Here is a 26,217-nt window from a genome sequence, read left to right on the forward strand (position 1 = left end):
GGACTAGTGCATGTGGGAGCGGGTTTACCCGCGAAGAGGCCGGCACAGGCCAGCACTAGGCATGCACACTCCAGTGCACCGCCGCCATCTCGATCGGCATCTCGTCAATGGCATGGATCATGCCGTTTTCCAGTGCCTCCCGTGGCCCCAGTATTCGCGGGTAAGCCATCAAGTAACGCGGCACATCCAATACCTCGGCCGCCCCCGCGGTCCGCTCGGCGACGATCTGTGCATACAGCCGCAGGTCGTAATCCAGGCTCATCGCATACTCGGCCATCCGCGCATGGTCCACCGAGCCATGCAAGGTCCAGTGGAATGGATGGAACAGGAACTTGCTGAGGCTACAAGCCGTACGCCGCTCCCCAGCCAGGAACAGGATATTGCCCATGGACTCCACTGTGCCTAGGTTGTGGGTATGCACTTCGACCGGCAGCGCCCGCAGGAAGTTGTACAGGGTAAAGCCATAACTGCACTCGCCGCCCATGGTGGCGATGTTCAACTGCAGGACATCGACCCCCTGCTGCAGCGCCCGCGAGCAGGTGTTGATCAAGTTGCCACAGGTCGACGAGTTGATCGGCCCGGTGAAGTGAATGATGTGTCTGGCCATGCTTGCCTCCAGGGTTGGCAGGTCATTCCTTGGTCTTCTGCGCATCGTCACCCTGCCCGGCCATCTGCCGGTACTGTTTGCGCAAGGCATGCAGCTCGGCCGGGTCCATGTCTTCCAGATCCAGCAGTGCCTTGTGCGCCCTGCGCGTAGTACGCAGCAGTTCGTCGATCTTGATGTGCAGTTCGTCGTTGTCGCGGTTTTGGGTGTTCTGGATCAGGAACACCATGAGGAAGGTGATGATGGTGGTCGATGTGTTGATCACCAATTGCCAGGTGTCGTTGAAGTCGAACAGTGGCCCGGTGACAGCCCAGCTAACGATCAGCAGGCAGGCGATGCCGAAGCTGAGCGGGCGGCCGGCCCAATTGGCCAGCCATTGGGAGAAACGGTCGAATTTCATGCTCGCACCCTTCCTCGTGGCAGGTATGCGGTGGAAACGTCAGCGGCGGCAAAGTTCCACCCGGCATACCCCTTTCCCGTTGGTCAACCGTGCTGAACCCTGGCCGGCGTTCACCGGTCGCATCTTCAGAGCGACTGAACAAGGAACCGGCTATGAGGACCAGAAAGTGCACACGCCCTACGACGCCCGCCGCCTGCTGCAAAAGCTGTCATTGGACCACGCACTGATGACCGAACCGGGCGTGGTGCCGGAGGTGGCCTTGTGAACAGGACCCTGCCCGCCCCGCGCTGCATCATCGACAAGGTCACCGCGGTGCACCGGCTCAATGTGCTGACGCTGAACGTGCACAAGGGCTTCACCTTCTTCAACCGGCGTTTCATCCTGCCCGAGCTGCGCGAGGCTGTGCGTGCCACTGGCGCTGACCTGGTGTTCTTGCAGGAAGTGCATGGCAGCCACCAGCAACATGCCCTGCGCCATCCGGCCTGGCCAGAAACGCCGCAATACGAGTTTCTCGCCGACAGCATGTGGCCGCAGTTCGCTTACGGCCGCAATGCCGTGTACCCACACGGCGACCACGGCAACGCCTTGCTGTCGAAATTTCCCATCAGCCGCTTCAACAACCTGGATGTTTCGGTGCAGGGCAACGAACAGCGCGGCCTGCTGCATTGCCAGTTGGAAGTGCCGGGGCATGACCAGGTGCATGCGGTGTGCGTGCACCTGGGCCTGCGCGAAGCTCACCGACAAAGCCAGGTGAAGTTGCTGCTGGATCTGCTCGACAACCTGCCGCCCAAGGCGCCGGTGATCGTGGCCGGTGATTTCAACGATTGGCGGTTGAAGGCCGACACGGTGCTGTGCAAGCACCTTATCGAGGCCTTCGGTGAGCATTTCGGCAGCCCGGCCCGCAGTTTTCCGGCCCGTTTGCCGCTGTTGCGCCTGGATCGCATCTATTTGCGCAACGCCATGCCCGGCACTGCCCAGGTGTTGTCGAAATACCCGTGGTCGCACTTATCCGACCACGCACCTCTGGCCGCGGAGATCAACCTGTGAACCGACCTTGGGTAGACGGCAACAGCGTGCAGTTGCTGATCAATGGCGAGCAATACTACCCCCGTGTGTTCGAGGCCATGGCCCAGGCACGCGAAGAAATACTGCTGGAGACCTTCATCATTTTCGATGACAAGGTTGGCCAGCAATTGCAGCAAGTACTGGTCGATGCCGCTTGCCGGGGCGTACGTGTCGAAGTCGCCGTGGATGGCTACGGCACCGCCGACCTGCCCGAAGCATTCATTGCGGCCATGACCGACGCCGGGGTCAGCTTCCACGCGTTCGACCCGCAGCCGCGGCTGGTGGGCATGCGCACCAACCTGTTCCGGCGCCTGCACCGCAAGATCGTGGTAGTGGATGGCGAGCGGGCGTTCATCGGCGGCATCAACTACAGCGCCGACCACCTGGGCGACTTTGGTGCCATGGCCAAGCAGGACTATGCCGTGGAGGTCACCGGCCCGGTGGTGGCGCAGGTGCATGCCGCCAGCAAGCGCCTGATGTCGCCGGTACTGCAGCCACCCAGCGCGGTGCGGCCGCTGACCGAGCCTGCCGGGGCCAGCAGCGCGGTGTTGGTCGAGCGCGACAACGGGCTGCGCAGCACCGACATCGAGGCCCACTACCTGCAGGCGTTTCGTGGCGCCAAGCAGCGCATCGTGGTGGCCAACGCGTATTTCTTCCCCGGCTACCGGCTGATGCGCGAACTGCGCAATGCGTCTCGGCGTGGTGTGGAGGTACGGCTGATCTTGCAGGGCCAGCCCGACATGCGCTGGGTCAGGGCGCTGTCGCGGCTGCTGTACAACTACCTGCTACGCGATGGCGTGGCCATTTACGAATACTGCCAGCGGCCGTTGCACGGCAAGGTGGCGCTGGTAGATGAGCAGTGGGCGACTGTCGGCTCCAGCAACCTGGACCCGCTCAGCCTGGCGTTCAACCTGGAGGCCAACCTGTTCATCCGTGACCGCGCCTTCAACCAGCAGCTCAACCAGCACCTGCAGGCGCTGGCCAGCGAGCAATGCAAGCCGGTTACCCTGGAACGCATGTTCCGCGGCTATTGGTGGCGGGCACCATTGATCTTCGTGTGCTTCCATGTGATCCGCCATTTCCCACGCATTGCCGGCTGGTTCCCGGCGCACCGCCAGCGTTTGCGCTCGGTGCAGCCGGAGGTCGAAGCCCACGGTGATCTACACGGGGACCACACCTGATGGCGCAGAAACGTTGGCAACCATGGGGCAAACGCCTGTTCACACTGGCATTCCTGGTGCTGATCCCTATGCTGCTGTACGTGCTGGCGCGCAACCTCGACTGGCACGAGGTGCGCCAGTCACTGCTGGCCTACAAGCCCGGGACGCTGGCCATCGGCCTGGCGATTGCCGTGTGCAGTTACTTGACGTTTGCCAGCTACGACCTGCTGGCCCGGGCATATACCGGCCACCACCTGCCAGCCCGCCAGGTACTGCCAATCGCTTTCGTGTGCTACGCCTTCAACCTCAACTTCACCACCTGGGTGGGCGGCGTTGCCTTGCGTTACCGGCTTTACAGCCGCTTGAGCCTGGACACGGCGACCATCACCCGCATCCTCACCCTGGGACTGCTGACCAACTGGATGGGGTACATGTTACTGGCCGGCGCGGTGTTCGCCCTGGGCTTGGTCAAACTGCCCAGCAATTGGGCTGTGGGGGTTACCGGCCTGAGACTGATCGGCCTGCTGTTGCTGGCCATTGCCGGGGGCTACCTGCTGGCCTGCGGGGTCGCCAAAAAGCGCACCTGGTGCTGGCGCGACCATGAGCTGACGCTACCGTCACTGCGCCTGGCACTGTGCCAAGTGGCGCTGGGCGCCAGCAACTGGGCGCTGATGGCGTTGCTGATCTTCTGGTTGCTGCCAGGCGAAGCCTTCTACCCGTCGATACTGGGCATCTTGCTGATCAGCTGCGTGGCTGGCGTGGTCGCGCATATCCCGGCCGGGTTGGGGGTGCTGGAAGCGGTATTCCTGGCCTTGCTGCACGGGCAGATGGCCCAGGGCACGCTGGTGGCGGCGCTGCTGGGCTATCGCACGCTGTATTACCTGGTGCCGCTGCTGTTGGCGGTGGTTACCTACCTGGTTCTGGAAAAGCGCGCCAAGGCCATGCGCCGGCGCGACAAGCCCGCCTAGACCTTGCAAGGGCCTGTGGCCCGGGAGGTGGCAAATGCGTGTCCCTGTACTGATGTTGATGGTTGCCAGCCTGGCCAGCGGCCAAGCCCTGGCCGAAGCCTGCGACGTGCTCACCCGGTCCTCCAGCGAGGCGGTCAAGCCAGTGGAACGGCACACCTGCTACAGCTATGGCAACCTGCCCGCCGAAGCGATCAACTGGTCGTGCAGCAACGAGAGCAAGGACATGCTCAGCAGTACAAAGCACAAGGTGGCGCGTTGTGCCGATGGTAGTGTCGGCAGCTGCATCGCGCCATTGACCCAGGAAGCGCTGGCCAACCCCAAGGCCACCGGTGGTGACAAGCCGGCGTTGCCCAAAGAGGCGCGGGTAATCACCTACTACTACGATACCCCCAGCCTGGGCCAGGCCCGCACCGATTGCGAGCGCAACAACGGCATCTGGCAGACGCACTGACTCAGCAGGCGTACTCGGTTTTTTTGTGGGAGCAGAGACCCTGTGGGAGCGAGTTTACCCGCGAACACCGGCGCAGCCGGTGCCATGCACCGCATTGGATTTTTCGCGGGTAAACCCGCTCCCACAGGGATATGTGGAGCGCCTGCCAACAGCAGGGATCAATTATCAAGGCGAAATCGGGTCACTCGCCGGAAAGGTCTCATCCAGCGCATTGTCCACGGCGCTCTCCCCCGGTCTTTTTCCACAATTGCAATCCTGCATTCGGCACGGCTCGGCATTGCGATGCCCGCTGGCACAGGCCTCACAGCAATAAAGCTTGCCGTCCCGTTGCAAAGCATTGGCATCCACAGTGCAGGAACAATGCGCACACGCACAGCGCTGCTCGTTCATGGCTTGTGCTCCTCGTCATCGATCACATCATCGGTCCACGGTTCCCCACCCAGCGGCACCCAGCGGCGCGGAGCGAGATAGGTGACGTTATCCTCATGCCGCTTTCGGCCACGCGGTTCATCTGCTCGGGCCATGTGCCTTCTCCGTCAGGTGGCTTCATTCGGTCGACTGCGCCGGCTTGCCGAAGATTCAGAGTTTTTGATGGCGTGTTTTTTGAACTACCCGCCGGGCCGGCGCCTCCCACGTCTACAGACTGCGAATCGCCCGGAGCCCGCCATGGCCAAGCCCCTGCAGGAATATGCGCGCAAGCGTGACTTCAATGCCACGCCCGAGCCCAGTGGCAAACGCAGCCGGGGCAAGCAGGCCCATGCGCTGCAGTTCTGCATCCAGAAACACGACGCCAGCCACCTGCACTACGACTTCCGCCTGGAACTTGATGGCACCCTGAAAAGCTGGGCGATCCCCAAGGGCCCGTCGCTGGACCCCAAGGTGCGCCGCTTGGCCGTACATGTGGAGGACCACCCACTGGACTACGCCGATTTCGAGGGCCATATCCCCGAAGGCCATTACGGTGCAGGGGATGTGATCGTATGGGATCGCGGTGTCTGGGAGCCCGAAGGTGATGCCCGTGAGGCCTACGCCAAGGGCAAACTGCGTTTTCGCCTGCAAGGTGAAAAGCTCAGTGGCGTGTGGAACCTGTTTCGTACCCACCTGGCCGGCAAGAAAGAGCAATGGATGCTGGTGAAGTCGCACGATAGCCAGGCTCGTAGCGAGGCCGACTACAGCATTGTCGAGGCCCAGCCCGACAGCGTGCTCAGCGACCGTACCCTGGTGCCACGCAAGCCCGCTGCGAAACAAGCCGCCGCCAAACCGCGCGCCAGCCGTAAACGCGTCGGCAAAGCACGCAAGGCGCCTTTGCCGGCACAGCTACAACCGCAACTGGCCACCTTGGTGGATTCGCCGCCCAGCGGCGACTGGCGCTATGAAGTCAAGTTCGACGGCTATCGCATCCTGGCCCGCATCGACGGCGAAGACGTCCGCCTGTTCACCCGCAATGGCCACGACTGGAGCAGCAAGATGCCCCGCCAGGTCGGCGCGTTACGCGCGCTGGGCATCGACTCGGCCTGGCTCGATGGCGAAATGGTCGTGGCTGACGAGCACGGTGCGGCGGACTTCCAGGCGCTGCAGAACGCCTTCGACACCGAGCACGACGAGCGCATCACCTATTACCTGTTCGACCTGCCCTTTCTCGGCGGCCAGGACTTGCGCCAAGTGCCGCTGCAGGACCGTCGCGAAGCCTTGCGGCGCCTGCTTGAACACAATGAATCGGACGTTCTCAAGTATTCCGCCGACTTTGACCAACCCGTCGCATCCCTGCTCGACAGCGCCTGCCGGCTGGAACTCGAAGGCCTGATCGGCAAGCGTGCCGACAGCCCATACAGTGGCCGCCGCAGCCCGGACTGGGTCAAGCTCAAGTGCAAGCAACGCCAGGAATTCGTGATCGTTGGCTACACCGACCCCAAAGGCAGCCGCAGCGGCTTCGGTGCCCTGCTGCTGGCCCTGCACGACAGTGACAGTGGCAAACTGCGTTATGCCGGCAAGGTCGGTACCGGCTTCAGCACCACCACCTTGGCGAGCATCCACGAGCGGCTCAAACCACTGGAAACCGCCAGACCTTCCTTGGCCAAGCCACCCACCGGTGCTGACGCCCGTGGCGTGCACTGGCTGCAGCCCAAGCTGCTGGCCGAAGTCGCCTATGCCCAGATGACCCGTGACGGCATCGTGCGTCACTCGGTGTTCCATGGCCTGCGCGATGACAAGGCCGCCGCCGCCATCGACCTGGAGCGCGCCATGCCCGCCAAGACCGTGCCCAAACGCAAGCAGGCCAAGGCGCCTGATAACTTGGGCGAACTGCGCCTGACCCACCCGGACCGGGTAGTCGACGCCACCAGCGGCGTTACCAAGCGCGAGGTCGCCGAATACTACGCCGCCGTATGCAAGTGGATCCTGCCTCAGCTCAAGCACCGCCCGGTAGCGCTGGTGCGCGCACCGGATGGCCTGGCCGGCGAGCTGTTCTTCCAGAAGAACGCAGGGCAGCTGCACATTCCCAATGTGCTCAGCTACGAAAAAGCCGAAGCAGGCCAGGTAGCTATGGTCATCAACCGCATCGATACCCTGCTGGGCGCCGTTCAGATGAACATGCTCGAATTGCACACCTGGAACGCCACCGACAAGGATTTCGACAAACCCGACCGTTTCGTGCTCGACCTCGACCCCGACCCGGCGCTGCCCTGGAAGGCCATGCTGGAGGCCACCCAGTTGGCCCTGACCCTGCTGGATGAACTGGGCTTGACGGTGTTTTTGAAAACCAGTGGCGGCAAAGGCATGCACTTGGTCGTACCGCTGACCCGTCGCGCCAGCTGGGACGAGGTCAAGGGCTTCAGCCATGCCATCGTCGATTACCTGGCCAAGCTGTTCCCTGACCGGCTCAGTGCCGTGTCCGGGCCAAAAAACCGGGTCGGGCGCATCTTCATCGACTATCTGCGTAACGGCAAAGGCGCGACCACTGCCTGCGCCTACTCCCTGCGCGCCCGGGAGGGCCTGCCGGTATCGGTACCGATCTGGCGTGAGGAACTGCCTCGGCTCAAAGGTGCTAACCAGTGGCATATCGGCAACCTTGGCGAGCGCCTGGCGGAGGTCGACGACCCCTGGTACGACATCAGCAAGGTGCGCCAGTCGATCACTGCGCGCATGCGCAAGCAACTGGGGCTCGAATAGTGGACATGACCCGGGAGAAACACCCATGAGCATCGTTCAGGACTTCAACCTGACCACCTTGGACCGCCTGTTACGTACTTTTGGCGAACGCCTGCAACCATTGAACCTCGACACCCAGCTGCCGCAGCTGATCCAGGCGCTGCAAGCTGACCACCTCGACCTGCTGCCCTTGCCGGGGCAAGGCAACACCTTGCGCCGCTGGCAGACGTTGGCGCGGGTGGCCGGCTGCGACCTGGCGCTGGCTAAGCTGTACGAGGGCCACACCGACGCCTTGGCGATTCTTGCCGAATGTGCCGCCGCCCATCACGCCGCTGACGGCATCTGGGGCGTGTGGGCCGCCGAGCCGCCCGATGCCCGCACCCATATCATCGCTCGGAATGGCGACCAGGTACGCCTGAATGGCCGCAAAGCCTGGTGTTCAGGGGCCCTGCAAATCGACCGGGCGCTGATCACCGCCTGGGATGAGGCGGAACAACCGCAACTGGTGGCAATCGAGTTGTCGCAGCCAAGCCAGGGTTTGAACATCGAACATTGGCAGGCCGTTGGCATGGCGACTACGGCCAGCGTCGACGTAGCGTTCAACGACACCCCAGGCACACTTATCGGCAAACCCGGCCAATACCTCGCACGCCCGGGCTTCTGGCAAGGTGGTGCCGGCATTGCCGCCTGCTGGTACGGTGCGGCCGAGGCGCTGGCGGACTACCTGCGCGAGCATTGCCGCAAGCCGCGCCCCGACCCGCATGCCGATGCCCACCTTGGGGCGGTGGATGCGGCGTTGTACGGCGCGCGCGCGGCGCTGCGTGAATGCGCCGCCTGGATCGACCGGCAGCCCGGGGTGGATGCCAGTTTCGAGGTGCGCCGTACCCGCGCCCAGGTAGAACAGGCCGTGGAGCAGGTCATCAGCCACGTTGGCCGTGCCTTGGGCGCCACGCCGTTCTGCCGCAGCAGCCATTTTGCCCGGCTGAGCGCCGACCTGCCGGTGTTCCTGCGCCAAAGCCATGCCGAGCGTGACCTGGCGGTGCTGGGCCAGCAGTTGGCCCAGGGGCCGGCCGGAGCATGGCAGCTATGACCGCTAACCTGATCCAATCCACCAGCGGTACACCCTGGGCCGCCTGGCAGCAGGCCGCACATCTGGCACGCGCCACCTGGCTCGATCCGCGTGAGCTGTGCCCGCCGGGTCGCCGCCTGGTATTGCTGGCACCGCACCCGGATGACGAAATCCTCATGGCCGGTGGCCTGCTGGCCGGTTTCAGGGGGCGTGAGCATGAGTTGGTACTGATTTCCGCCACCGACGGGGAAGGCAGCCACCCCGGCTCCAGCCACCGGACCGAGCACCGCTTGCGCCGCCAGCGCCCGCTGGAAAGCCGCCAGGCCTTGAAACAGCTCGGCCTGGACCCTAACCAACTGGACTGGCGCAGGCTGCACCTGAAGGACGGCCAGTTACCGCGTGAAGAAGCCTTTCTGGTCAGCCACCTCACCCAATTGCTGCGGCCAGATGACCTGTTGATGGCCACCTGGCGTGGCGATGGCCATTGCGACCACGAGGCGGTCGGGCGCGCTGCCGCACGCGCGGCGCAGGCCCGGCAGGTGCAGCTGGCCGAAGTACCGATATGGGCCTGGCACTGGGCGCAGCCCGACGACCCTCGCCTGCCCTGGCCCCGCGCACACCGGCTGCAGCTGGATGAAACCCGTGTGGCGGACAAGCGCAAGGCGTTGTCCGCACATGCCAGCCAGCTGGAAGCTGACGGTGACAACCCGCCCGTACTGCCGCAGAACTTGCTGGATTGCCTGCTGCAGCCTTTCGAACTGGTTTTCCTGTAAACGGAGTTGTCATGAGCCTTGATCCGCAGTACTTCGCCGACCTGTACGCCAGCAATGAAGACCCTTGGGCCTTCCGTACCCGTTGGTACGAGAAGCGCAAGCGCGAACTGGTGATGGCCAGCCTGCCGCACCAGTGCTACCGGCGGGTGTTCGAGCCGGCCTGTGCCAATGGCGAACTCAGTGCACGCTTGGCTGAACGCTGCGCCGAACTGCTGTGCCAGGACATCGACCCGACTGCTGTCGGCCTGGCCCGTGAGCGCCTGGCTGACATGCGCAATGTCTCGGTAGTACTGGCCCAGCTGCCGGCAGACTGGCCAGGCGGGCGCTTCGACCTGATCGTGCTCAGTGAAGTGGGTTACTACCTTGATCCCACCGACTGGCTGCAGGTGATCGAGCAGTCGGTGGCCAGCCTGACCTATGACGGTGGGCTGCTGGCCTGTCACTGGAAGCATCCCATCGCCGGTTGCCCGCAGGACGGGCGTGAAGTGCACCGCATGCTAGCCCGGCACTTGCCGCTGTATCAGCAGTTCCAGCATGAAGAAGCGGACTTCGTGCTGGAATACTGGTCATGCCAGCCCAGCGTGGTCGACCTGGACGAGACCTGCCCATGATTGCCGTGATCATCCCGGCGCATAACGAAGCACGTCGCCTGGGGCGCTGCCTGCGGGCGGTGCTGATCGCGGCCGTCCAGGCGCAGCAGTCAGGGCATCGGGTGGAAGTACTGGTGGTGCTGGACCGCTGCAGCGATGGCAGCGCTGCGGTTGCTCGGCGTTTCGGTGTGCAGGTGCTGGTGGTGGACGCCGGTAATGTCGGCATGGCCCGGCGGGTGGGCGCAGCACACATGGTCGAGCGTGGGGCACAGTGGTTGGCGTGCACAGATGCAGACAGCCGGGTGCCGGGGCATTGGTTGCTTTCGCAGTTGGCCTGCAGCGCCGAGGTGGTGTGTGGCACGGTGCATGTCGAATATTGGCAGCCGTGGCAGACCGCAGCCCTGCGCAAACTGTACCAGAGCCGTTACGAGGCGCGGGAAGGCCATCGGCATGTGCACGGGGCCAATCTGGGTGTCTGTGCCGATGCCTACGAGCGGGTGGGCGGTTTTCAGCCCTTGGCGGCACACGAAGATGTGCAACTGGTCAGCGACCTGCAGGCAAGCGGCTCGCAGATCGTGTGGACTGCCAGGCACAGCGTGGCTACCAGCAGCCGGCGGGACAGCCGTGCTCGGGAAGGGTTTGGTGATTATCTGCAGGGGTTGCAGGCATACATCTGATTGGAATGGTCTTGCCCAAGATTCAGAGGCTTGCGAAATCCTTGTGGGAGCGGACGTGCCCGCGAACACCGGCGCAGCCGGTGCCATGCACCGCGTTGGATTTTTCGCGGGCGCGCCCGCTCCCACAGGTTTTACGCGGATTTCGGGTTCAATCGGCACCTGTCATGCCCGCTAAGCCAGGGAAGTTCACGAGGCTTTGCGCGCCTTCTTCGCCGGCTTCTTGCCACCCAGGCTGCGTTTGAGCAGCTCGGTCAGGTCGAGGATATCCGCGCCCTTCTCCGCCGCCACACTGCCGCCCTTCTCCACCGTCTCGATCTTGCCCTTGCTGGCCTTCTCTTCCACCAGGTCCATGATGGTCTGGCGGAAGGCGTCGTGATAATCCCCAGGTTTCCATGGCCCGCTCATGTCCTCGACCAGGCGCTTGGCCATGTCCAGTTCGCGCTTTTCCACCTTGCTGTCAGTCACGCTGCTGTCCAGCTCCAGCGATTCCAGCCCGCGCACTTCTTCAGGCCAGCGCAGGGTAATCATCACCAGTGCATCCTCCAGCGGGCGCAGCAGCGCCAGGTGCTGACGGGTATGCAGCACTACCGTGGCCAGCGCCACCTTGCCGGTTTTTTCCAGCGTTTCGCGAAGCAAGGCATAAACCTTGCCACCACGGCGGTCCGGGGTCAGGTAGTACGGTGTGTCGAAATGCTGTAGCGGGATCTCGCCCGCTTCGACGAAGGAAAAGATATCGATTGTCTGGGTAGCTTCGGGCCGGGCCTTGCGGATCTCCTCCTCGCTGATCACCACATAGCGGCCTTTCTCGAACTCCACGCCCTTGACGATATTGTCCTTGTCGATTTCCTTGCCGGTGACCTTGTTCACCCGCTTGTAGCCCACCGGCTCCATGCTGCGTTTGTCGAGCCAGTCGAAATCCACCCGCTCGGTGCGCACTGCGGTATTGAGGGCCACGGGGATGTGCACGAGGCCGAAACTGATGGCGCCTTTCCAGATTGCCCGAGCCATGACGGTTTACCCAAGGTTGCCTGCCGATACAGTGCTGACTGCGGCAGGCGGCGAATGTTTAGGTGCCCTGCCCTGCGGCAGCCGCAAACACTGACCAGCGGTCACAGCTCGCTGAACAGCACCTGCTTGAACGCCTCGGCCGCCAAATGCACCTGCACCGCCCAATCCCCCGCCGCATCGCTGCCGGCATCATCGGAAATGTATTTCAGGCACACGAACGGAATGCCTTCGCCGCGTGCGATCAACGCCAGTACATAGGCTTCCATATCAACCACGTCATACGGCGCGTCGCCGTGGTTGATCTCGAAGCTGTCGCCGCTGCCACAGGTTTCCAGGGCCAGGCCAGGGATGGCCGCGCCATGCTCCAGTATTACCGGGATATCCGACAACGGCGTCTCAAAGCGGGAAAAGCCCAGAGGGGTCACGTCCATGTCGCGTTGCACGAAGCGGTTACAGCACACCACCTCGCCCTTGCCATGGCGCTGGCTGCCCGCCGAGCCAAGGTTGACGATAAGTTTGGGCCTGTGAGTTGCGATGGCTTTGGTCAGGGCGATAGCCGCATTGACCTTGCCAATGCCGGTGAACACGGTGTTCACCTCGCCGAATACCTCGCCCGCCTCTGCTTCAAGAGCGAAGACGAACAGCGTGTCATCCAGGGAAATTTCGGGGAATTGCTTGATCAGCATCATGGAGCAGGTGTTTCCGAATGGCTGCAAGGGGCGCGGCCATTGTCGGCCAACTCGGGCTAATTGCAAGCCCCGGCGGCCACCACGGCCTGTAGTGCTTGCGCCTTGCTCAGCCCGGCAGCGCTGGCTTGAGCCAGGCAGCGCAGTTGCTGGTCAGCATGAGTGCCGTCATGCAGCAGGTGCTGGGCATGCTTGTAGGCGCGTTCGGCGTCTGTACTGTCGAGCGGTATCTGTTCCTGCATCTGCGCCAGCCAGCCTTTCGCCGTGACCGGCTGCTGCTCGTGCATACCAATAAACTTGCCGTGGCGCCCATGGCGCATGGCGCGCCAGTAGTTTTCCTGGGCGACCCAGCGCAGCTCGCGGCTGCAGGGCGGCGGCTCATGGCTGTAGGTAATGCTGTGCTCCACCAGATGGCGAAACAGCGCAGCGATGCACAGGGCATCTTCCAGTTGCGGGCAGCCATCGCAGATGCGCAACTCCACTGTAGGGAAGCGCCGCGAAGGGCGGAGCGCCCACCAGAAGTCGCCAGCCGCAGCCAAGGAACCGGTCCGCTGTAACAACGCGCGGTAGTGTTCATAGGCCGGCCAGTCCGGCAAGGGTTCGGGCAAGCCCATGTGCGGCCACTCGCCGCAAATCACCCGGCGGTAGCTCATGTAGCCGGTGCGCTGGCCGGCCCACAGGGGCGATGAGGTACTCAGCACCAATAGCAAAGGCAGCCAACCCAGCAGGCGGTTGATCAGTTGCATGCGATCGCACGCTGGCGGCACGCCAACGTGCACATGCAGGCCGTTGAGCAGGCTGCGGCGCGCTACATGCCGGTAGTCATCGAACAGTTGCTGGTAATGCGCCGGGGCTGCGGGCTTCTGCCGCAGCCAGGCGGCGCTGGGGTGGCTGGCCGCGCCGTACAAGCCCATGCCCTCCTCGGCCAGCGCCATGCGCAGCCGCTGCCGGCTGTACTGGAAAAACTCGCGTGCTTCATACAGGTTGCTGAACACTGGCGACGCCAGCTCGATCTGGCTGCGGAACATCTCCTGGGCAAAGTACTGGCCCAGCGCCTCGCGACAGCGCTTGATCACCGCTGGCGGCGGTGTAGCCGGCACTTGCCCCGAGCCAAGCCTGACCAGCAGGTATTCTTCCTCGATGCCGAACGTACAGGGCTGGGCCATGCTACCTCAGCGGTTGCGGGTGACGGTGAGCGCCACGGCGGCGATGCGTTCCACCTGCTCGTAGCCGGGTTCGCCCAGTTGCTCGCCAAACACGTCCGGGTCGATCTCGCGATACACCCACGACCATTCTGGGCCTGCCAGGCGCAGGCGGATGGTTTCGAGCAAGGCATCACGGCCTTCGACGATCGCCACGCCGGTATACAGCAACAAGGTGCCGTGCCGACTCAGGCGTTCGCAAGCCTGTTCGACAATGCGCAGCGATACCTCGGCGCCCAAGGCACCGCCGCCATGGCGATAGGTGCGGGCACTGCGGTCGAGCATGTAAGGTGGGTTGGCGACGATCAGGTCGAACGTGCCGGTGATGCCGCCCAGCAAGTCACTGGGTTCGACCGACAGGTTGCTCACCCCCGCGAGGGCGGCATTGATCGCGGTGTAGCGCAGCGCCATGGGGTTGATATCCACGGCGCTGACCTGCGCGTGCCGGGCGGCGCGGGCAATCAGCAAGGCGCCCACACCACTGCCGCAGCCAATATCCACCGCATGCTCGACCTGCGTGGGGTTATGTTGCAGGTGGTCCTGGATAACCTGGGCAAAGCGGTAGCTGTCTGGGCCGAAGAATACGGCATCGCTGGCGTCAGTAGGAAACGCCGAATGCACCAGCAGCAGTTCATCCACGCTGGACCAGCGTACCGTACTGGCCAGCAGTTCGCCGTGCGGCACCAGTACTTGGGCGCGTTCGAGCAACTGCAGCTCGTCTGCCGACAGCAGCCCTGGGGCGAAGGGCCGGCTCCAGCCGAACACGTCGCGCAGGGTTCTGGCTTGCGCGGTGCCCTCGCGCCCGTTGACCCGGGAATGGGTGGCCGGAGTCACACAGGTAAAACGGTAGCCATCAGCGCGCAGGCGCTGGCCCAGTTGCAATAGCGCCTGGTCGCCCTCGACTTGTGGGGGAGCAAGCATCATCAGCGCGGTTCCTCGTGAAGCAGGCCGGTTGTACGCCTATAGGCGCGTGTGGCCAACAGGCCGTCTGGCGTGGCATGGCGGTTACCGGCCATGCGCTCGATCAGCGTCGCAGGTGGTTCGGTCGCCATGCTGGCGGGGGTTTCAGCGCCCGATTCAGGCAACCCCCAGCTACCTGGGGCTACTCGGCGGACGACGGGTTGCCAGGTGTCGGCGATCCAGTCATGCCACAGTTGTTTCTCATAGCTGTTGAACACGCCGAACATCGCTGCGGCCGGCCCTTCGATCAGCGTCCACCAGCGGCTCTGTGCCGGGTCCTGGCCGCGGCGGACCCAACCTTGAGCCTGCAATGCGGCAACGAACGCGGGCATGGCGCCGGGTGCGGCCAGCCACTGATTAATGGTGCGCTGTTGCAGGCGACAATGGTCAGCATGCATGAACTGGCCGTACACCCGCTTGCGCTCAAGGGCAGCGAACAGCTCGGCTTGCAGGTCGAACTGGTGTATCAGGTCAGGTGCAGCGATACCCAGGTTATTCAGGCGATAGCCGCAGCGTACCCTGGCATAGAACGCTTGCTTGTCATGCTCGGGGCTCAGCTGGCGCAGCGCCTGCAGCGACAGCTGCGCGTGGCCGCTGGCGGCGTTGTCGATGGTCACATGCAACTGGAAGTACTGGCCGTCTATACCCAGTTCGGCCAGCTCGTAAGTGGTGATCAGCAGATGCAAGGGTGGTTGCTCATAACCCAAGTTGTAGCCAATGACCTCAGGCAGAAAAGCGTCGCAATGTTGCCCCAGCGCCAGTTGCAGAGTGCCTTGCAGGTAGCGCGTGTCGTCCAGCGGCATGGCCTCCATGCAGCCCAGGCGGCCCAGCAAGCGTTGGTAGATCAGCACGTGGTTGCAACGCGGGTCGCCGTTGCCCAGTTCTTCCAGGTAGGTGCGAATCAGCCCATGATAGCGCGGGTCGCGCCAGTGCCGCAGGGTGCCGTGCAGCCAAGCACCGTCCACGGCTTTGGTCGGTGCGACCTGTTGCAGAAACCACAGCGCATGGGCGCGGTTGGCAAAGAATCGGCGCGGTGCGCCTTGGCGGCGTTGCTTCAGGTATTCGGCGTAGGCGGCAGCGACACTGGCGGCAAGGGTTGCACTCCAGGCCGGCAAGGTGGACGGTGTGTCGGGCAGGTCATCTGGCAAGTTCGCGGCACGTGCCAGTTGCTCTTCGAGCCATAGGCCACTGGTTTCATCCTGGCCTGCCAGCAGCGCCTGGTAGCGTTGTTGAAGGCTGCTACTTTCGGCAGCCACGGGCGCAATTGCATCGGTGTTGCAGTTCATCACCGTCATGCCGTGCTCCCCTTTTCGCTGATTGCAGTGCCAGGTCACCCCGGCACTGCCTGTCGGTCAATTACGAGCGGCCACCTTTGCGGCCCGACTCGCGATCGTGCGGCATGTTGCTGCCCGAGGACTGGCCGCCCTTGCGTCCGGCTTCGGAAGCCTTCTCACGATCATTGGCGAAGTTGCCTGGGTTCTTGTTGCCACCCTGGCTGCCTTGTTGATTGCCGGTACGGCTGTTCTCTTTGTTGGCCATGGTCTCAAACCTCATATGACTTCGGGGTGCACGGCACGCTGCCGTACACAAGTTCGGAGTTCGGCGATATCGGGGGATTCGTTTTATTGCCAAGGGTTCGGACCGGTGGCGTTAAATAAGCGGCGAAGCCATATTTGGTGCGCCTGTCAGTCGTGCGGCGGGTTATCCAGACGGGCCTGGCGGCGGCCTAGCCAACCACCGGTTGCTGCCCAGCCAAGGGCGATCAGCGCACCGATCAACATCGCCAGCTGCGGGTGCTCGCCCATCACGTCCAGCGCGCGCTTGACCCAGCCGCTCAAGGCATCGCCGCCACGGTAGACCACGGTATCAATGAAGTTCTTGGCCTTGTACTTGTCCTCGGCGGGCAGCACGGTAAACAGCATCTCGCGCCCGGGCCGCACCAGCGCGTACTCACCGGCCCGGCGCACCACCATCACGACCACGAATACGGCAAACACCGGTGCCAGTGCCAGCCACAGGAAGCCTGCGGCCATCACCAGCGGCACCGCCACCAGCAACACCCCCACGCCCAGCCGGCGGGCCAGGCGGCCAGTAAGGAACACCTGGGTGAGGATGGCCAAGGCTTGCACCACCGTATCGATCAGGCCGAAAACCTGGGTTTGCCGGGTGCGGTCGGTGAAGGTTTCACTGACGATGCGCGCCTGCTCGAAGTACAGGAAGGTGCTGACGCTGGCCAGTAGCACCACAAACAGGGCGATGCCCAGCAGGTACGGCGAGCGCAGTACGGCGGTGGCCCCGGCAAACGGGTTGCCGCCCAATGGTCGGGAGCCCACGCGTTCGGGTTGCGCCGGCAATGGGTGGCGCGTTCGCCAGCGTTGCAGGTACAGGGTCGCGCCGATACTGCCCAGTAGAAATGCCCCCGCCAGTACCAGCAACCCGGCATGACCCAGCGGCGCCACCAGCAAGGTGCCGAGGATAGGGCCACTGAGCCCGCCCAGGCTGGCCCCGGCGGCCAGCAAACCAAACAGGCGCTTGCCCTGCGCAGTGGAAAACAGGTCGGCGAGCACGCTCCAGGCCAGGGAGATGGTCAGCAGGTTGAACACTGAAAGCCAGATGTAGAAGGCTCGGGCAGTCCACAAATCGTCTGGGTTACGTGCAAACAGCACGGCGAACAGCAACAGGTTGCTGGCAAAGAAGCCGTAGGTCCACGGCAGGATATGCCTGCGCTGCACCCTAGACGCCAGCCAGCCGAACAGCGGCAGGCACGCCAGGGTGACGATGAAGGTACCGGTGAACAGCCATTGCAGGTTGTCTATGCCACCGGCGACACCCATGGTTTCACGCACCGGGCGCAGCATGAAGTAGCCGGTGAACAGCAGGTAGAACAATAGCAAGCCGGCGACCACCGCCGGGCCTTCGCCAGGCTGGATGTTCAGCCCTTGGTCCAGGCGCCGTCGCCAGGCTTGCATGGTGTCAGGCAAACTGCTTGATCAGCGCCTGTTGCTGCGCCTGAGTGAGCATCGGTTCATGCCCGGCCTTGAGCTGGTCGAGCTGGCGTTCAGGCTTACCGGTCGCGGGGATGACTGTGGTCACCGCCGGGTGGCTGATGGCAAATTTGAGAAACAGTTGCGCCCAACTGCTGATGCCTGCTTCTGCGGCCCAGCCGGGCAAGGCCTGGTCCTTGACCCTGGCGAACAGGCGGCCATCGTCGAAGGCCCGGTTGATCAGTACCGCGACGCCTTTGTCCTGGCACAGTGGCAGCAGTTCACGGGCGGCATCGGGGGCGTTGACCGAGTAGTTGATCTGGATGAAGTCCAGCGCCTCGCTGCGCACGATGCGGGCGACTTCGTCCTGGCCACTGTTGAGGTAGTGAGTGATACCGACATAACGCGTCTTGCCCTGCTGCTTCAACTCGCGGGCATAGGGCAGCTGGGTCTGCCAGTCGCGCAGGTTGTGGATCTGCAGCAAGTCGACCTTGTCGGTGCGCAAGCTCTTGAGGCTGCCGGCCCATTGCGATTCGGCGTCGGCCCGGCTGTCGGCGGCTATCTTGGTAGCAATGAAGCACTGCCGGTGCCAGCCACCCTCCTCCAGCAACTGGCCGAGAATGCTGTCGGCGCCGCCGTAGTTGGGCGAAGTATCGATAACCCGGGCGCCACTTTCGAAAAACGCCTTGAGCACCGCTTTCAGCTGCTGGTACTGGGCTGAACCGGCTTCTACCTCGAAACTGCCAGAGGTACCGGCGCCGATCACCGGCAAGGCTTCACCGGTGGACGGCACTTTACGGGTCAGCAAACCCGCCGGGGCGGCGGCGTGCAACCAAGGGCTTGCGGCCAGCAAGCCCAAAGTGGCACCTGCGCGTAGGACATCACGACGTGCATACATGGAAAAGCTCCCGTCATGAATCGGAAACTTTCAAGGCTAGCCGCTCTACCCCTTGCCTGCGGGTGTTTCTGTATCTGGATGTTTAGTGATCAGGCCTGCAGCAGTTGGCTCAGGTCGACACCCGTTTCGCCCATTGGGGGGCACCAGTAGTAGCCGCCGGTCAGTGGCCGGCTGAAGCGGTACAGGCCGTCGATGATGCCGTCTTCGAGGCCGCTCATGCGCCGCAGCTGTACTTCGAACGCATCAAAGCTGTGGCCCAGGGCGACGAAGGCCAGGCCGGCGCCGCGCTGGTCGGCCCAAGCCACCGAACGACGAACGATGAACGCTTCGGGTTCGAAGCTTTCCTGGGCGGTACGCTTGACGTGCGCAGACTCGGGGGCGTCGTCGAGTTCTTCGTTGTCGCTCAGGCGGCGGCCGATGATGTTGTCCTGGTCAGCCTGGGGCAGCGACTTGAAGTACTCCAGGTCGTGCTTCCACAGCTGGAAGGCAGCAAAGCTGGAACCGTCGGCAGCAATGGCGGCTTGCACGGCGTCTGCGTCCACGGGGTTTTCGGTGCCGTCTTCGTAGCCCGTCAGGTCATGGCCGCCACGGTGCAGGAAGCCATCCACGCTGTCGGCCAGGCGCAGGGCGGGTGCTAGCGCCTGCTCCAGCGACTGGGCACGTAGCAGCAGGTCGCCACGTTCGTTGCCACGCAGCCACAGCCACAGGGCGTGCTGGGTGCTCGGGTTTTCCACCGCGGCATCCAGTTGCGGGAACGCGCGCAGGCCTGGCACTTCACGGCCCAGGGCCTTGGCCAGCGGGGCGCCGACGCCCAGGATCAGCTGTTCGCCATCGACCTGTGGCAGCAAGGCATCCAGGGCGGCAGGCAACGCCTCGGGCGACTGCAGGGTGAAGAACAGGTGACGGGCGTGGGCCGGCACCGGGGTGGCAAGCAGACCTTGCTGGAACGGCATGACAGGCTAATCCTCGGTTAAAACGGGAATGCTACTGCGCCTGCAGGCCCACTGCAACGCAGCATGCAGCCTCGCCAGCCGCTGCGCTTGGTAACAAACGGTTACCAAGAGCTGGCCCTTTGCAATTAGCTATCAGTCCGGGCCGACCTACACTCCTGCAGATCCTTCGCCCGAGAGACCGCCCATGACCGCCTCGCCCCTGCTTACCGCCTTTTTGCCGCTGGCCCTGGGCATCATCATGCTCGGCCTCGGGTTGTCACTGACCCTGGCTGACTTTGCGCGTGTGGTGAAGTACCCAAAACCAGTGGTGGTGGGCCTGGCTTGCCAGATCCTGCTGCTGCCGCTGGTGTGCTTCCTGATTGCCAACGGTTTTGGCCTGGAATCGGCATTGGCAGTGGGGTTGATGCTGCTGGCCGCGTCGCCGGGCGGTACCACGGCCAACCTGTTCAGCCACCTGGCCCATGGTGATGTGGCCTTGAACATCACCTTGACGGCGGTCAACTCGCTGATCGCGATCCTGACCATGCCGCTTTTGGTCAACCTTTCGCTGAGCTGGTTCATGGCCTCGGACCAGGCCATCCCGCTGCAGTTCGCCAAGGTCATGCAGGTGTTTGCCATTGTCCTGCTGCCGGTGGCGCTGGGCATGCTGATACGCCATTTCGCACCCGCATTCGCTGCACGCATGGAAAAGCCGATGAAGCTGGTGGCGGCGCTGTTCCTGGCCTTCACCATTGTCCTGGCCCTGGCCAAGGACTGGCAGACCGTGGTCGAGTACGCGCCGGTAGTGGGCCTGGCTGCATTGCTGTTCAACCTGCTGAGCCTGGCTGTGGGCTACTGGGTGCCGCGACTGCTGAACATCCCTAAGCGCCAGGCGATTGCCATTGGCATGGAGATCGGTATCCACAACGGGACATTGGCGATTGCCCTGGCGCTAAGCCCCTCGCTGCTGAACAACGCGACCATGGCGGTGCCCGCGGCGCTGTACAGCCTGATCATGTTCTTTACTGCGGCGGGGTTTGGCTGGTGGGTTAGCCGGGGGCATGTGGCGGCGCAGCCCGAGGGTGAAACAGTGAATCAAGGCTGATCGCCTCTTCGCGGGTAAACCCCACAGCTACCGCTACCCTTGTGGGAGCGGGTTTACCCGCGAAGAGGCCCGTTCAGGCTGTCAGAAATGGTTGCGCTTGCCCCGAAGCTGCTGCTTCAAAACCTTCAACGGCGGTGCATAGAAAAACCCGAACGACACACTCCCAGTGCGCCCCTTCACCGCATGATGCAAGCGGTGCGCCCGGTGTAAACGCTTGAGGTAGCGGTTGACCGGCTGTGGCTTGCGCGGCCAATGCCGGTGAAAGAACCCATCGTGGGCCACCACATACAGCGCCCCGTACCCGGCCACGCCACCGCCCACCCACTGCAATGGCGCATAACCACTTTTGCCCAGCGCCACCAGCGCCGTGGCGATCAGCCCCAGGGCCACCAGGTACACGTCGTTGGTTTCGAGCATGCCCAGTTGGGGCTCATGGTGCGAGCGGTGCAGCCACCAGCCCCAGCCATGCATGATGTACTTGTGAGCCAGCGTGCCAACGCCCTCCATGGCCACCAGGGTGCCGAACAGCACGGCGAAATTGAACAGCATGGAACGTTCCGGGTGATGGCAAAGGGAGGCGCTAGGGTACCGGCTAGCGGTTTATTTTTCCATGTGGCGTGACCGGCTGCAGGCCGAGAAAAGGGTAAGCTAGGTGCGCTGGCAATTACAGCCGCAGGTGTTGGCGGCGGACTAGAACCACAGGAAGGATTCATGCTTGTTCGCGCTACCCTTGAACGCGATATTCAATGGCTGCCGGACGTCGAACGTTCGGCAGCACAGGCTTTTGCCGGCTGGCCGGCACTGGCCTGGCTGGCGCAAGGCGATGTGATGGATTGCGCTCAGCACAGGGCATTCATTGACGCCGGTGGTAGCTGGGTCGCCGAGGATTCAGCTGGGCGCATTGTCGGCTTTGCCTGCGCCCGGTTCGAGGGGCGGGTTTTGCACCTTCACGAGATATCGGTGCGCCATGAGGCCCAGGGGCAAGGTGTCGGGCGCCGGTTGTTGCAGCGGGTGGTCGATGAGGCGCGCCTGGGAGGTGCCAGCGAGCTGACGTTGACCACTTTTGTCGATGTGCCCTGGAATGCGCCCTTCTACCTGCGGTATGGGTTTGAAATGATCGAAAAAGGGCTGTTGAGTGAGCGACTACGGGGCATTCTGGCTAGCGAGCATGCTCACGGCCTTATTGGGCGTTGTGCCATGCGCTATCGAGTTGGTTCCTAGACTCCGAGGCTGCAGCGCAGCCCATCGCCGGCAAGCCGATGCGGTCGAGGTTAGGGCTGGCTTGCCGGCGATAGGGGCACAAGGTTTACTGGTCTACGTCCACCACCACACTTCCCGCCACACAATAGCCATCCCGCCCCTGCCGCTTGGCCTGGTACAACGCCCCATCCGCCGCCGCGATCAGGCTCTGCGCAGTCACCCCCTCCCGCGCCAGGTCGCCCACGGCGATGCCGGCACTGAACGACACCCGCCCCAATGGGCTGCCCGCATGCTCAAACACCTGTCGCCTCAACAGTTGCTGCAGTTCCTGCAGCAGTACCTCTGCCCCAAAGGCGTCGGTGTCAGGTAGCAGCAAGGTGAATTCCTCACCGCCGTATCGCACAGCCAAATCCGCCGGCCGTTTCAATGCCTGCTGCAGCAACTCGGCAAAGCGCCGCAGGCACTGGTCGCCCGCCGGGTGACCGTAGCGGTCGTTGTAGGCCTTGAAGTAATCCAGGTCGAGCATCACCAGTGCCAGCGGGTAGCCCTGGCGCCGCGCCCGGCGCAGTTCTGGCTCGAAAACCGCATCCAGCCGCCGACGGTTACCCAGCCCGGTCAGGCTGTCGGTCAGGGCCAGGGACTTCAGCGTCTGGTGGGCCTGGTGCAACGCCCGCTCAATGACAATGCGCTCGCGCAACTGGCGCAGCACCACGCCACCGAACGCTGCCAGGCCAACCAGTAACAGCAGCAACACGGCCACTGACTTGATCGCATCGTGCCGCCAGGGGGCGATGATCGACTCCCGCGACAAGCCCGCTTCCACCACCAGCGGGTAGCTCGAAAGCGCGCGGTAGCCATACAGTCGAGGGGTGCCATCCACCACTGCAACAGCCTCGGCCAGCCCTTCCGGGGCATACGGCAGGTGGTTGCGGAAAATTTCGCTGTTCGCCAGGCTGCGGCCCACCACCTGCTCCACGAACGGCCGCCTTACCAGAATGGTGCCATCGCGCTTGGCCAGTACCAGCGCGCCGCGCTCGTCGATCTTGAAGTCGCCGTAGTAGCGCACGAACCATTCCACCTTGATGGTGCCTAGCAGCACGCCGGCGAAGGCACCATCGGCATACTCCAGGCGTCGGGAAATGGGGATGATCAAATCGCCGGTCGAGCGGCTGCGCACCACCGAGCCTATACGCACACCGCGATCGGTATGGTTGCGGTGGTAGATGAAATAGTCGCGGTCAGCATTGTTGGCATTCGGCGGGATAGCCGCCTGATCGGTGACGATCCAGCTGCCATCCGGGCCATATACGAACAAACCGTGCAACTGCGGCATGATGTGTTTCTGCAGGGCCAGCAAGGCATGCAGGCGCGGCCGGTTGATGTGGTCGAAACCGTCGCCTTCCAGGCGCTCGGCCAAGGCCGCGGTGATGGCGTCGACCTGGCGGATGGCGTCTTCCGCATGTTGCGCCGTGGCTCGGGCCAGGTTGCTGACCATGTTCTCAGCATTGCTGTAGGCGTGCCGGTAGTCGCGCCAGATGCGCCAGCCTTCTACCAGCACAAAGGCCAGCATCACCACCAGCATGAACGCCAGTACCAGGCGGAACAGCGCCACGGCGCGGCCCTCGCTGGTTACCGCGAAGAGCCCGTCGTCATCCTGTTTCCTGGCTGCGCACATTGGAATCCCTAGCCATACCGCATTCGCCGCCTTTCACTATAGTTCAGCGTCGCGCGGGCAAAACCCACGGCGAAAAAGATTAACCCTTTGCCGCACCCTCACTCTCCGCCGGAAGCGACTGCGCCCTGCACTGCGCCAACGCTTCATCACGTTCCGCCAGTTGCTCCTCAAGCCACTGCAACTGCCGAGCCTGATCGGCGCACAAGTCGCGCCTGGCCTCCAGGCTTTGTGCCTGTACATCCAGCTGCCGGCGCATTTCTTCGCTGGCGCCCTGGGCCTGGGCCAGGATCGTGCGCAAGCCCTGAATCTGCGCATCGCGCTGTTCCAGCAACTCGTCCTGGGCCCGGCATTCGCTGGCGGCCTGGCGGTGCTCACCGAGCAAGCGCTCGTTGTCGCGGTGCAGGCGGGTCAGCTCATCCTGCTTGACGATCATGCCTTGCTGCAGCTGGCGCACTTCCACCTGCAGCTGTTGCAGCTGCGCTTCGTGGCGGCGTTGTTCCTGCTCACGCTGTTCGCGGCTGGCGCTGCGGTAATGCTCCAGGGCATCGCGGGCATGGCGGTGCTTGTCTTCCAGCGAACGCACTTGCTCGTCCTTGTCGGCCAGGCGCACCTGCATCTCACCCAGCGACTGGTTGAGGCTGGCACTGCGCAGCTGTTCGGCCTGCAGCGTACTTTGGGTGGAAAGCAGCTTTTCCGACTCGGCGGCCAATGCGGCCACGTCAATCTGGTGCTGCTGGTGCGCTGCGGCCAATGCCTGCTGGGCGATGGCCAGCTGCGCTTCCAGCTGTTCGCGCTGTTGGGTGAAGGTGCTTTCGGCTTGCTCGATCTTCAGGTCGGCTTCGTCCTGCAGCTGGGTTGCCAGTTGCCCTACCAAGCGGCTCAGCACATCACTCAGCGCCGCGCCACCTTCCGACGCTACAGGCTGCTGGCCGTTCAGTTCTTTCAGGTAGCGGTGAATCGTGGTCTTCGAGCCGGTATTGCCCAGCTCGATACGTATGGCATCGATGCTGGGGTTCTCACCCCGGGCAATCAGCGCCTGACGCGCCTGTTGCACTACCACCTTGTTGATACCGCCCCGGGCCATGCTTGCTCCTACGATTTTGTACTGTGTTATGTAACATGTAATTACATACCAATTATGGAGATAACCAATGGCAGCTGCAAACATTTCCTAAGGTTAAATAATCACGGCTTATCGCACCTTATCGACTGAAAGCGTCGAAAAACCGCAAAGCAATGCGTACCGCCCACGGCAAAGCGCCCCGCTGGCTCAAGGCCGGCGGGGCGCTGTGTAGATCTGAATGGAGGGTTGGCGTCAGCGCATCATGCGCTCAACCATGGCAGGTGTCCTGCGCATCAGCACCTTGCCATTGCGTACCGACACCAGTGCATGCCCCTGGCTGCGCACCATCTCGTAATCGTCTGGCGCCGACAGCAGCAACAGGTTCGCCGGCCGCCCCACCTCGATGCCATAGCGCTCGCCCAGGTTCAGGGTGCGGGCGCTGTTGTCGGTGATAAGGTCCAGGCAACGCTGCAGGTCTTCATAGCCGAGCATGTGGCAGATGTGCAGGCCAGCTTCGAGAATGCGCAGGATGTTGCCATTGCCCAGTGGGTACCACGGGTCAACGATCGAGTCCTGGCCAAAGCATACGTTCATCCCGGCACGATCGATCTCCGCCACGCGGGTAACGCCGCGGCGTTTCGGGTAGTTGTCGAAGCGACCTTGCAGGTGAATGCTCTCGGTTGGGCACGACACAAAATTGATACCCGACAACTTGAGCAGGCGAAACAGCTTGTAGCAGTAGGCATTGTCGTACGAGCCCATGGCCACGGTATGGCTGGCCGTCACTCGGGCCCCCATGCCGCGTACCCGGGCTTCTTCGGCCAGCACTTCAAGGAAGCGCGACTGCGGGTCGTCGGTTTCGTCGCAATGCACGTCCACCAGGCAGCCGGTACGCTCGGCCAGGTCCATCAGGAACTTCACCGACGACACACCCTGGTCGCGGGTGTTCTCGAAATGCGGAATACCGCCGACCACATCGGCGCCGATGGCCACTGCTTCGGTCATCAGCGCCCGGCCATTGGCGTAAGACTCGATACCCTCCTGGGGGAAGGCAACGATCTGCAGGTCGACCAGTTCGCGCACTTCGTCACGTACCTCGACCATGGCCTTTAGCGCGGTGAGTTTCGGGTCGGTTACATCGACATGCGTACGCACATGCTGGATACCGTGATCCACCAACATGCCGATGGTTTTTTTCGCGCGGGTCTTGATGTCGTCGTGGGTGGTGATTTCCTTGCGCTCGGCCCAGCGCTCGATACCTTCGAACAGGGTACCGCTCATGTTCCACTTCGGTTCACCAGCGGTCAGCGTGGCGTCCAGGTGAATGTGCGGTTCGACAAAAGGCGCTACCACCAGGTTTTGTCCGGCATCCAGGTCGTCGGCAGCACCGGGCGCCAGCACTTCGGCCTGCGGCACGATGGCGGCGATGCGCTCGCCGTTCAGTTCGATGCGGAACAAGCCAGGCTTGCCGCGCAGGCGTGCGTTGAGGATGTGCATATTGTTGCTCCTTGCCATGGACTTCGCTCATACGCAATTGTAGGAGCGACCCCATATTCCGCGTCGCCTGCTTCGCGGGCAAGCCCGCGCCCACAGGTACAGC

At 63.3% G+C, this 26,217-nt stretch carries 27 protein-coding genes and 1 pseudogene; 12 read left to right on the forward strand and 16 right to left on the reverse strand.

Features of this window, described 5'->3' with window-relative positions; translation table 11 throughout:
• Nucleotides 1-55 precede the first annotated feature (55 nt).
• On the reverse strand, nt 56-607 hold the full coding sequence (locus tag ABE456_RS07770; protein ID WP_346643394.1) for an ATP-dependent Clp protease proteolytic subunit: 552 nt from the start codon (nt 605-607) through the stop codon (nt 56-58).
• A gap of 22 nt (nt 608-629) precedes the next feature.
• A complete protein-coding gene (locus ABE456_RS07775; protein WP_346643395.1) occupies nt 630-1,004 on the reverse strand; it encodes a low affinity iron permease family protein in 375 nt (124 codons plus the stop codon).
• Between the two features lie 157 nt (nt 1,005-1,161).
• Between ABE456_RS07775 and ABE456_RS07780 the strand changes: the two are divergent.
• The 5 genes and pseudogenes from ABE456_RS07780 to ABE456_RS07800 all read left to right on the forward strand — a co-directional run.
• Nucleotides 1,162-1,269: pseudogene (locus tag ABE456_RS07780) on the forward strand (DUF72 domain-containing protein); the annotation flags it as partial.
• Nucleotides 1,266-2,051, forward strand: coding sequence for an endonuclease/exonuclease/phosphatase family protein (locus ABE456_RS07785; protein ID WP_346643396.1), 786 nt, complete (start codon nt 1,266-1,268; stop codon nt 2,049-2,051). The pseudogene ABE456_RS07780 and the gene ABE456_RS07785, both read left to right, overlap by 4 nt.
• A complete protein-coding gene (clsB, locus tag ABE456_RS07790) occupies nt 2,048-3,250 on the forward strand; it encodes a cardiolipin synthase ClsB (protein ID WP_346643397.1) in 1,203 nt (400 codons plus the stop codon). Before ABE456_RS07785 ends, clsB begins: the two co-directional genes overlap by 4 nt.
• Entirely contained in the window at nt 3,250-4,197 is a 948-nt protein-coding gene (locus tag ABE456_RS07795) for a lysylphosphatidylglycerol synthase domain-containing protein (RefSeq protein WP_346643398.1), read from the forward strand. Before clsB ends, ABE456_RS07795 begins: the two co-directional genes overlap by 1 nt.
• Before the next feature lie 34 nt (nt 4,198-4,231).
• A complete protein-coding gene (locus ABE456_RS07800) occupies nt 4,232-4,648 on the forward strand; it encodes a hypothetical protein (RefSeq protein ID WP_346643399.1) in 417 nt (138 codons plus the stop codon).
• 165 nt (nt 4,649-4,813) lie between these two features.
• Here ABE456_RS07800 and ABE456_RS07805 read toward each other — a convergent pair whose 3' ends face one another.
• Nucleotides 4,814-5,038 carry a metallothionein gene (locus tag ABE456_RS07805; protein WP_346643400.1) on the reverse strand — a complete coding sequence of 75 codons (225 nt, stop codon included), beginning with the start codon at nt 5,036-5,038 and terminating at the stop codon, nt 4,814-4,816.
• Nucleotides 5,039-5,314: 276 nt separating this feature from the next.
• Here ABE456_RS07805 and ligD point away from each other — a divergent pair, with 276 nt between their 5' ends.
• Genes ligD through ABE456_RS07830 form a run of 5 tightly spaced genes read left to right on the forward strand, consistent with a single transcriptional unit; the run spans nt 5,315 to nt 10,904 of the window.
• Nucleotides 5,315-7,816, forward strand: a complete 2,502-nt coding sequence (gene ligD, locus ABE456_RS07810; protein WP_346643401.1) for a DNA ligase D — start codon at nt 5,315-5,317, stop codon at nt 7,814-7,816.
• 25 nt (nt 7,817-7,841) lie between these two features.
• On the forward strand, nt 7,842-8,885 hold the full coding sequence (locus ABE456_RS07815) for an acyl-CoA dehydrogenase family protein (protein WP_346643402.1): 1,044 nt from the start codon (nt 7,842-7,844) through the stop codon (nt 8,883-8,885).
• Complete coding sequence (locus tag ABE456_RS07820; RefSeq protein WP_346643403.1) at nt 8,882-9,637, forward strand: PIG-L family deacetylase; 756 nt, start codon at nt 8,882-8,884, stop codon at nt 9,635-9,637. The genes ABE456_RS07815 and ABE456_RS07820 overlap by 4 nt, the downstream gene beginning before the upstream one ends.
• Before the next feature lie 11 nt (nt 9,638-9,648).
• The gene (locus ABE456_RS07825; protein ID WP_346643404.1) at nt 9,649-10,248 is read left to right on the forward strand and encodes a class I SAM-dependent methyltransferase; all 600 of its coding nucleotides are present in this window, start codon (nt 9,649-9,651) and stop codon (nt 10,246-10,248) included.
• A complete protein-coding gene (locus ABE456_RS07830; protein ID WP_346643405.1) occupies nt 10,245-10,904 on the forward strand; it encodes a glycosyltransferase in 660 nt (219 codons plus the stop codon). The genes ABE456_RS07825 and ABE456_RS07830 overlap by 4 nt, the downstream gene beginning before the upstream one ends.
• 186 nt (nt 10,905-11,090) lie before the next feature.
• On the opposite strand, the gene ABE456_RS07835 is transcribed toward ABE456_RS07830, so the two are convergent.
• The 9 genes from ABE456_RS07835 to ABE456_RS07875 all read right to left on the reverse strand — a co-directional run bounded on the left by ABE456_RS07835 (nt 11,091) and on the right by ABE456_RS07875 (nt 19,595).
• Nucleotides 11,091-11,912, reverse strand: a complete 822-nt coding sequence (locus ABE456_RS07835) for a Ku protein (RefSeq protein WP_346643406.1) — start codon at nt 11,910-11,912, stop codon at nt 11,091-11,093.
• A 101-nt stretch (nt 11,913-12,013) separates the two neighbouring features.
• Entirely contained in the window at nt 12,014-12,601 is a 588-nt protein-coding gene (locus ABE456_RS07840) for a nucleosidase (RefSeq protein WP_346643407.1), read from the reverse strand.
• Between the two features lie 56 nt (nt 12,602-12,657).
• Nucleotides 12,658-13,764 carry a carboxylate-amine ligase gene (locus ABE456_RS07845; protein WP_346643408.1) on the reverse strand — a complete coding sequence of 369 codons (1,107 nt, stop codon included), beginning with the start codon at nt 13,762-13,764 and terminating at the stop codon, nt 12,658-12,660.
• Between the two features lie 6 nt (nt 13,765-13,770).
• Nucleotides 13,771-14,724: a class I SAM-dependent methyltransferase gene (locus tag ABE456_RS07850; protein WP_346643409.1), complete on the reverse strand. Its 954-nt coding sequence runs from the start codon at nt 14,722-14,724 to the stop codon at nt 13,771-13,773.
• Nucleotides 14,724-16,055, reverse strand: coding sequence for an iron-containing redox enzyme family protein (locus ABE456_RS07855; protein WP_346643410.1), 1,332 nt, complete (start codon nt 16,053-16,055; stop codon nt 14,724-14,726). The genes ABE456_RS07850 and ABE456_RS07855 overlap by 1 nt, the downstream gene beginning before the upstream one ends.
• Before the next feature lie 61 nt (nt 16,056-16,116).
• Nucleotides 16,117-16,299 (reverse strand): KGG domain-containing protein, encoded by a 183-nt coding sequence (locus ABE456_RS07860; protein WP_346643411.1) that lies wholly within the window; start codon nt 16,297-16,299, stop codon nt 16,117-16,119.
• A 146-nt stretch (nt 16,300-16,445) separates the two neighbouring features.
• A complete protein-coding gene (locus ABE456_RS07865; RefSeq protein WP_346643412.1) occupies nt 16,446-17,729 on the reverse strand; it encodes an MFS transporter in 1,284 nt (427 codons plus the stop codon).
• A 4-nt stretch (nt 17,730-17,733) separates the two neighbouring features.
• Nucleotides 17,734-18,642 carry an aldo/keto reductase gene (locus tag ABE456_RS07870; RefSeq protein ID WP_346643413.1) on the reverse strand — a complete coding sequence of 303 codons (909 nt, stop codon included), beginning with the start codon at nt 18,640-18,642 and terminating at the stop codon, nt 17,734-17,736.
• 89 nt (nt 18,643-18,731) lie between these two features.
• Nucleotides 18,732-19,595: a Dyp-type peroxidase gene (locus ABE456_RS07875; protein ID WP_346643414.1), complete on the reverse strand. Its 864-nt coding sequence runs from the start codon at nt 19,593-19,595 to the stop codon at nt 18,732-18,734.
• Between the two features lie 184 nt (nt 19,596-19,779).
• Here ABE456_RS07875 and ABE456_RS07880 point away from each other — a divergent pair, with 184 nt between their 5' ends.
• A complete protein-coding gene (locus ABE456_RS07880) occupies nt 19,780-20,679 on the forward strand; it encodes a bile acid:sodium symporter family protein (RefSeq protein ID WP_346643415.1) in 900 nt (299 codons plus the stop codon).
• 81 nt (nt 20,680-20,760) lie between these two features.
• On the opposite strand, the gene ABE456_RS07885 is transcribed toward ABE456_RS07880, so the two are convergent.
• Nucleotides 20,761-21,228 carry a sterol desaturase family protein gene (locus tag ABE456_RS07885; RefSeq protein WP_346643416.1) on the reverse strand — a complete coding sequence of 156 codons (468 nt, stop codon included), beginning with the start codon at nt 21,226-21,228 and terminating at the stop codon, nt 20,761-20,763.
• A gap of 162 nt (nt 21,229-21,390) precedes the next feature.
• Here ABE456_RS07885 and ABE456_RS07890 point away from each other — a divergent pair, with 162 nt between their 5' ends.
• Nucleotides 21,391-21,900, forward strand: a complete 510-nt coding sequence (locus ABE456_RS07890; RefSeq protein ID WP_346643417.1) for a GNAT family N-acetyltransferase — start codon at nt 21,391-21,393, stop codon at nt 21,898-21,900.
• Nucleotides 21,901-21,985: 85 nt separating this feature from the next.
• Here ABE456_RS07890 and ABE456_RS07895 read toward each other — a convergent pair whose 3' ends face one another.
• The 3 genes from ABE456_RS07895 to codA form a co-directional block, all read right to left on the reverse strand.
• Nucleotides 21,986-23,554 carry a sensor domain-containing diguanylate cyclase gene (locus ABE456_RS07895; protein ID WP_346643418.1) on the reverse strand — a complete coding sequence of 523 codons (1,569 nt, stop codon included), beginning with the start codon at nt 23,552-23,554 and terminating at the stop codon, nt 21,986-21,988.
• Between the two features lie 79 nt (nt 23,555-23,633).
• On the reverse strand, nt 23,634-24,638 hold the full coding sequence (locus tag ABE456_RS07900) for a DNA-binding protein (RefSeq protein ID WP_346643419.1): 1,005 nt from the start codon (nt 24,636-24,638) through the stop codon (nt 23,634-23,636).
• 231 nt (nt 24,639-24,869) lie between these two features.
• Complete coding sequence (gene codA / locus ABE456_RS07905; protein ID WP_346643420.1) at nt 24,870-26,114, reverse strand: cytosine deaminase; 1,245 nt, start codon at nt 26,112-26,114, stop codon at nt 24,870-24,872.
• Nucleotides 26,115-26,217: the final 103 nt, after the last annotated feature.

It is taken from the genome of Pseudomonas sp. TWI929 (genome assembly GCF_039673335.1).
In the GTDB taxonomy this organism is placed as follows: domain Bacteria; phylum Pseudomonadota; class Gammaproteobacteria; order Pseudomonadales; family Pseudomonadaceae; genus Aquipseudomonas.

Bases quoted from the DNA above. Each gene is read 5' to 3' on its own strand.
- ABE456_RS07850 (WP_346643409.1), bottom strand. From the start codon at position 14,724: ATGATGCTTGCTCCCCCACAAGTCGAGGGCGACCAGGCGCTATTGCAA.
- ABE456_RS07890 (WP_346643417.1), top strand. From the start codon at position 21,391: ATGCTTGTTCGCGCTACCCTTGAACGCGATATTCAATGGCTGCCGGAC.
- codA (WP_346643420.1), bottom strand. From the start codon at position 26,114: ATGCACATCCTCAACGCACGCCTGCGCGGCAAGCCTGGCTTGTTCCGC.
- ABE456_RS07770 (WP_346643394.1), bottom strand. From the start codon at position 607: ATGGCCAGACACATCATTCACTTCACCGGGCCGATCAACTCGTCGACC.
- ABE456_RS07775 (WP_346643395.1), bottom strand. From the start codon at position 1,004: ATGAAATTCGACCGTTTCTCCCAATGGCTGGCCAATTGGGCCGGCCGC.
- ABE456_RS07835 (WP_346643406.1), bottom strand. From the start codon at position 11,912: ATGGCTCGGGCAATCTGGAAAGGCGCCATCAGTTTCGGCCTCGTGCAC.
- ABE456_RS07800 (WP_346643399.1), top strand. From the start codon at position 4,232: ATGCGTGTCCCTGTACTGATGTTGATGGTTGCCAGCCTGGCCAGCGGC.
- ligD (WP_346643401.1), top strand. From the start codon at position 5,315: ATGGCCAAGCCCCTGCAGGAATATGCGCGCAAGCGTGACTTCAATGCC.
- ABE456_RS07860 (WP_346643411.1), bottom strand. From the start codon at position 16,299: ATGGCCAACAAAGAGAACAGCCGTACCGGCAATCAACAAGGCAGCCAG.
- ABE456_RS07820 (WP_346643403.1), top strand. From the start codon at position 8,882: ATGACCGCTAACCTGATCCAATCCACCAGCGGTACACCCTGGGCCGCC.
- ABE456_RS07855 (WP_346643410.1), bottom strand. From the start codon at position 16,055: ATGACGGTGATGAACTGCAACACCGATGCAATTGCGCCCGTGGCTGCC.
- ABE456_RS07880 (WP_346643415.1), top strand. From the start codon at position 19,780: ATGACCGCCTCGCCCCTGCTTACCGCCTTTTTGCCGCTGGCCCTGGGC.
- ABE456_RS07875 (WP_346643414.1), bottom strand. From the start codon at position 19,595: ATGCCGTTCCAGCAAGGTCTGCTTGCCACCCCGGTGCCGGCCCACGCC.
- ABE456_RS07840 (WP_346643407.1), bottom strand. From the start codon at position 12,601: ATGATGCTGATCAAGCAATTCCCCGAAATTTCCCTGGATGACACGCTG.
- ABE456_RS07795 (WP_346643398.1), top strand. From the start codon at position 3,250: ATGGCGCAGAAACGTTGGCAACCATGGGGCAAACGCCTGTTCACACTG.
- ABE456_RS07830 (WP_346643405.1), top strand. From the start codon at position 10,245: ATGATTGCCGTGATCATCCCGGCGCATAACGAAGCACGTCGCCTGGGG.
- ABE456_RS07825 (WP_346643404.1), top strand. From the start codon at position 9,649: ATGAGCCTTGATCCGCAGTACTTCGCCGACCTGTACGCCAGCAATGAA.
- ABE456_RS07900 (WP_346643419.1), bottom strand. From the start codon at position 24,638: ATGGCCCGGGGCGGTATCAACAAGGTGGTAGTGCAACAGGCGCGTCAG.
- ABE456_RS07885 (WP_346643416.1), bottom strand. From the start codon at position 21,228: ATGCTGTTCAATTTCGCCGTGCTGTTCGGCACCCTGGTGGCCATGGAG.
- ABE456_RS07805 (WP_346643400.1), bottom strand. From the start codon at position 5,038: ATGAACGAGCAGCGCTGTGCGTGTGCGCATTGTTCCTGCACTGTGGAT.
- ABE456_RS07845 (WP_346643408.1), bottom strand. From the start codon at position 13,764: ATGGCCCAGCCCTGTACGTTCGGCATCGAGGAAGAATACCTGCTGGTC.
- ABE456_RS07865 (WP_346643412.1), bottom strand. From the start codon at position 17,729: ATGCAAGCCTGGCGACGGCGCCTGGACCAAGGGCTGAACATCCAGCCT.
- ABE456_RS07895 (WP_346643418.1), bottom strand. From the start codon at position 23,554: ATGTGCGCAGCCAGGAAACAGGATGACGACGGGCTCTTCGCGGTAACC.
- ABE456_RS07870 (WP_346643413.1), bottom strand. From the start codon at position 18,642: ATGTATGCACGTCGTGATGTCCTACGCGCAGGTGCCACTTTGGGCTTG.
- ABE456_RS07815 (WP_346643402.1), top strand. From the start codon at position 7,842: ATGAGCATCGTTCAGGACTTCAACCTGACCACCTTGGACCGCCTGTTA.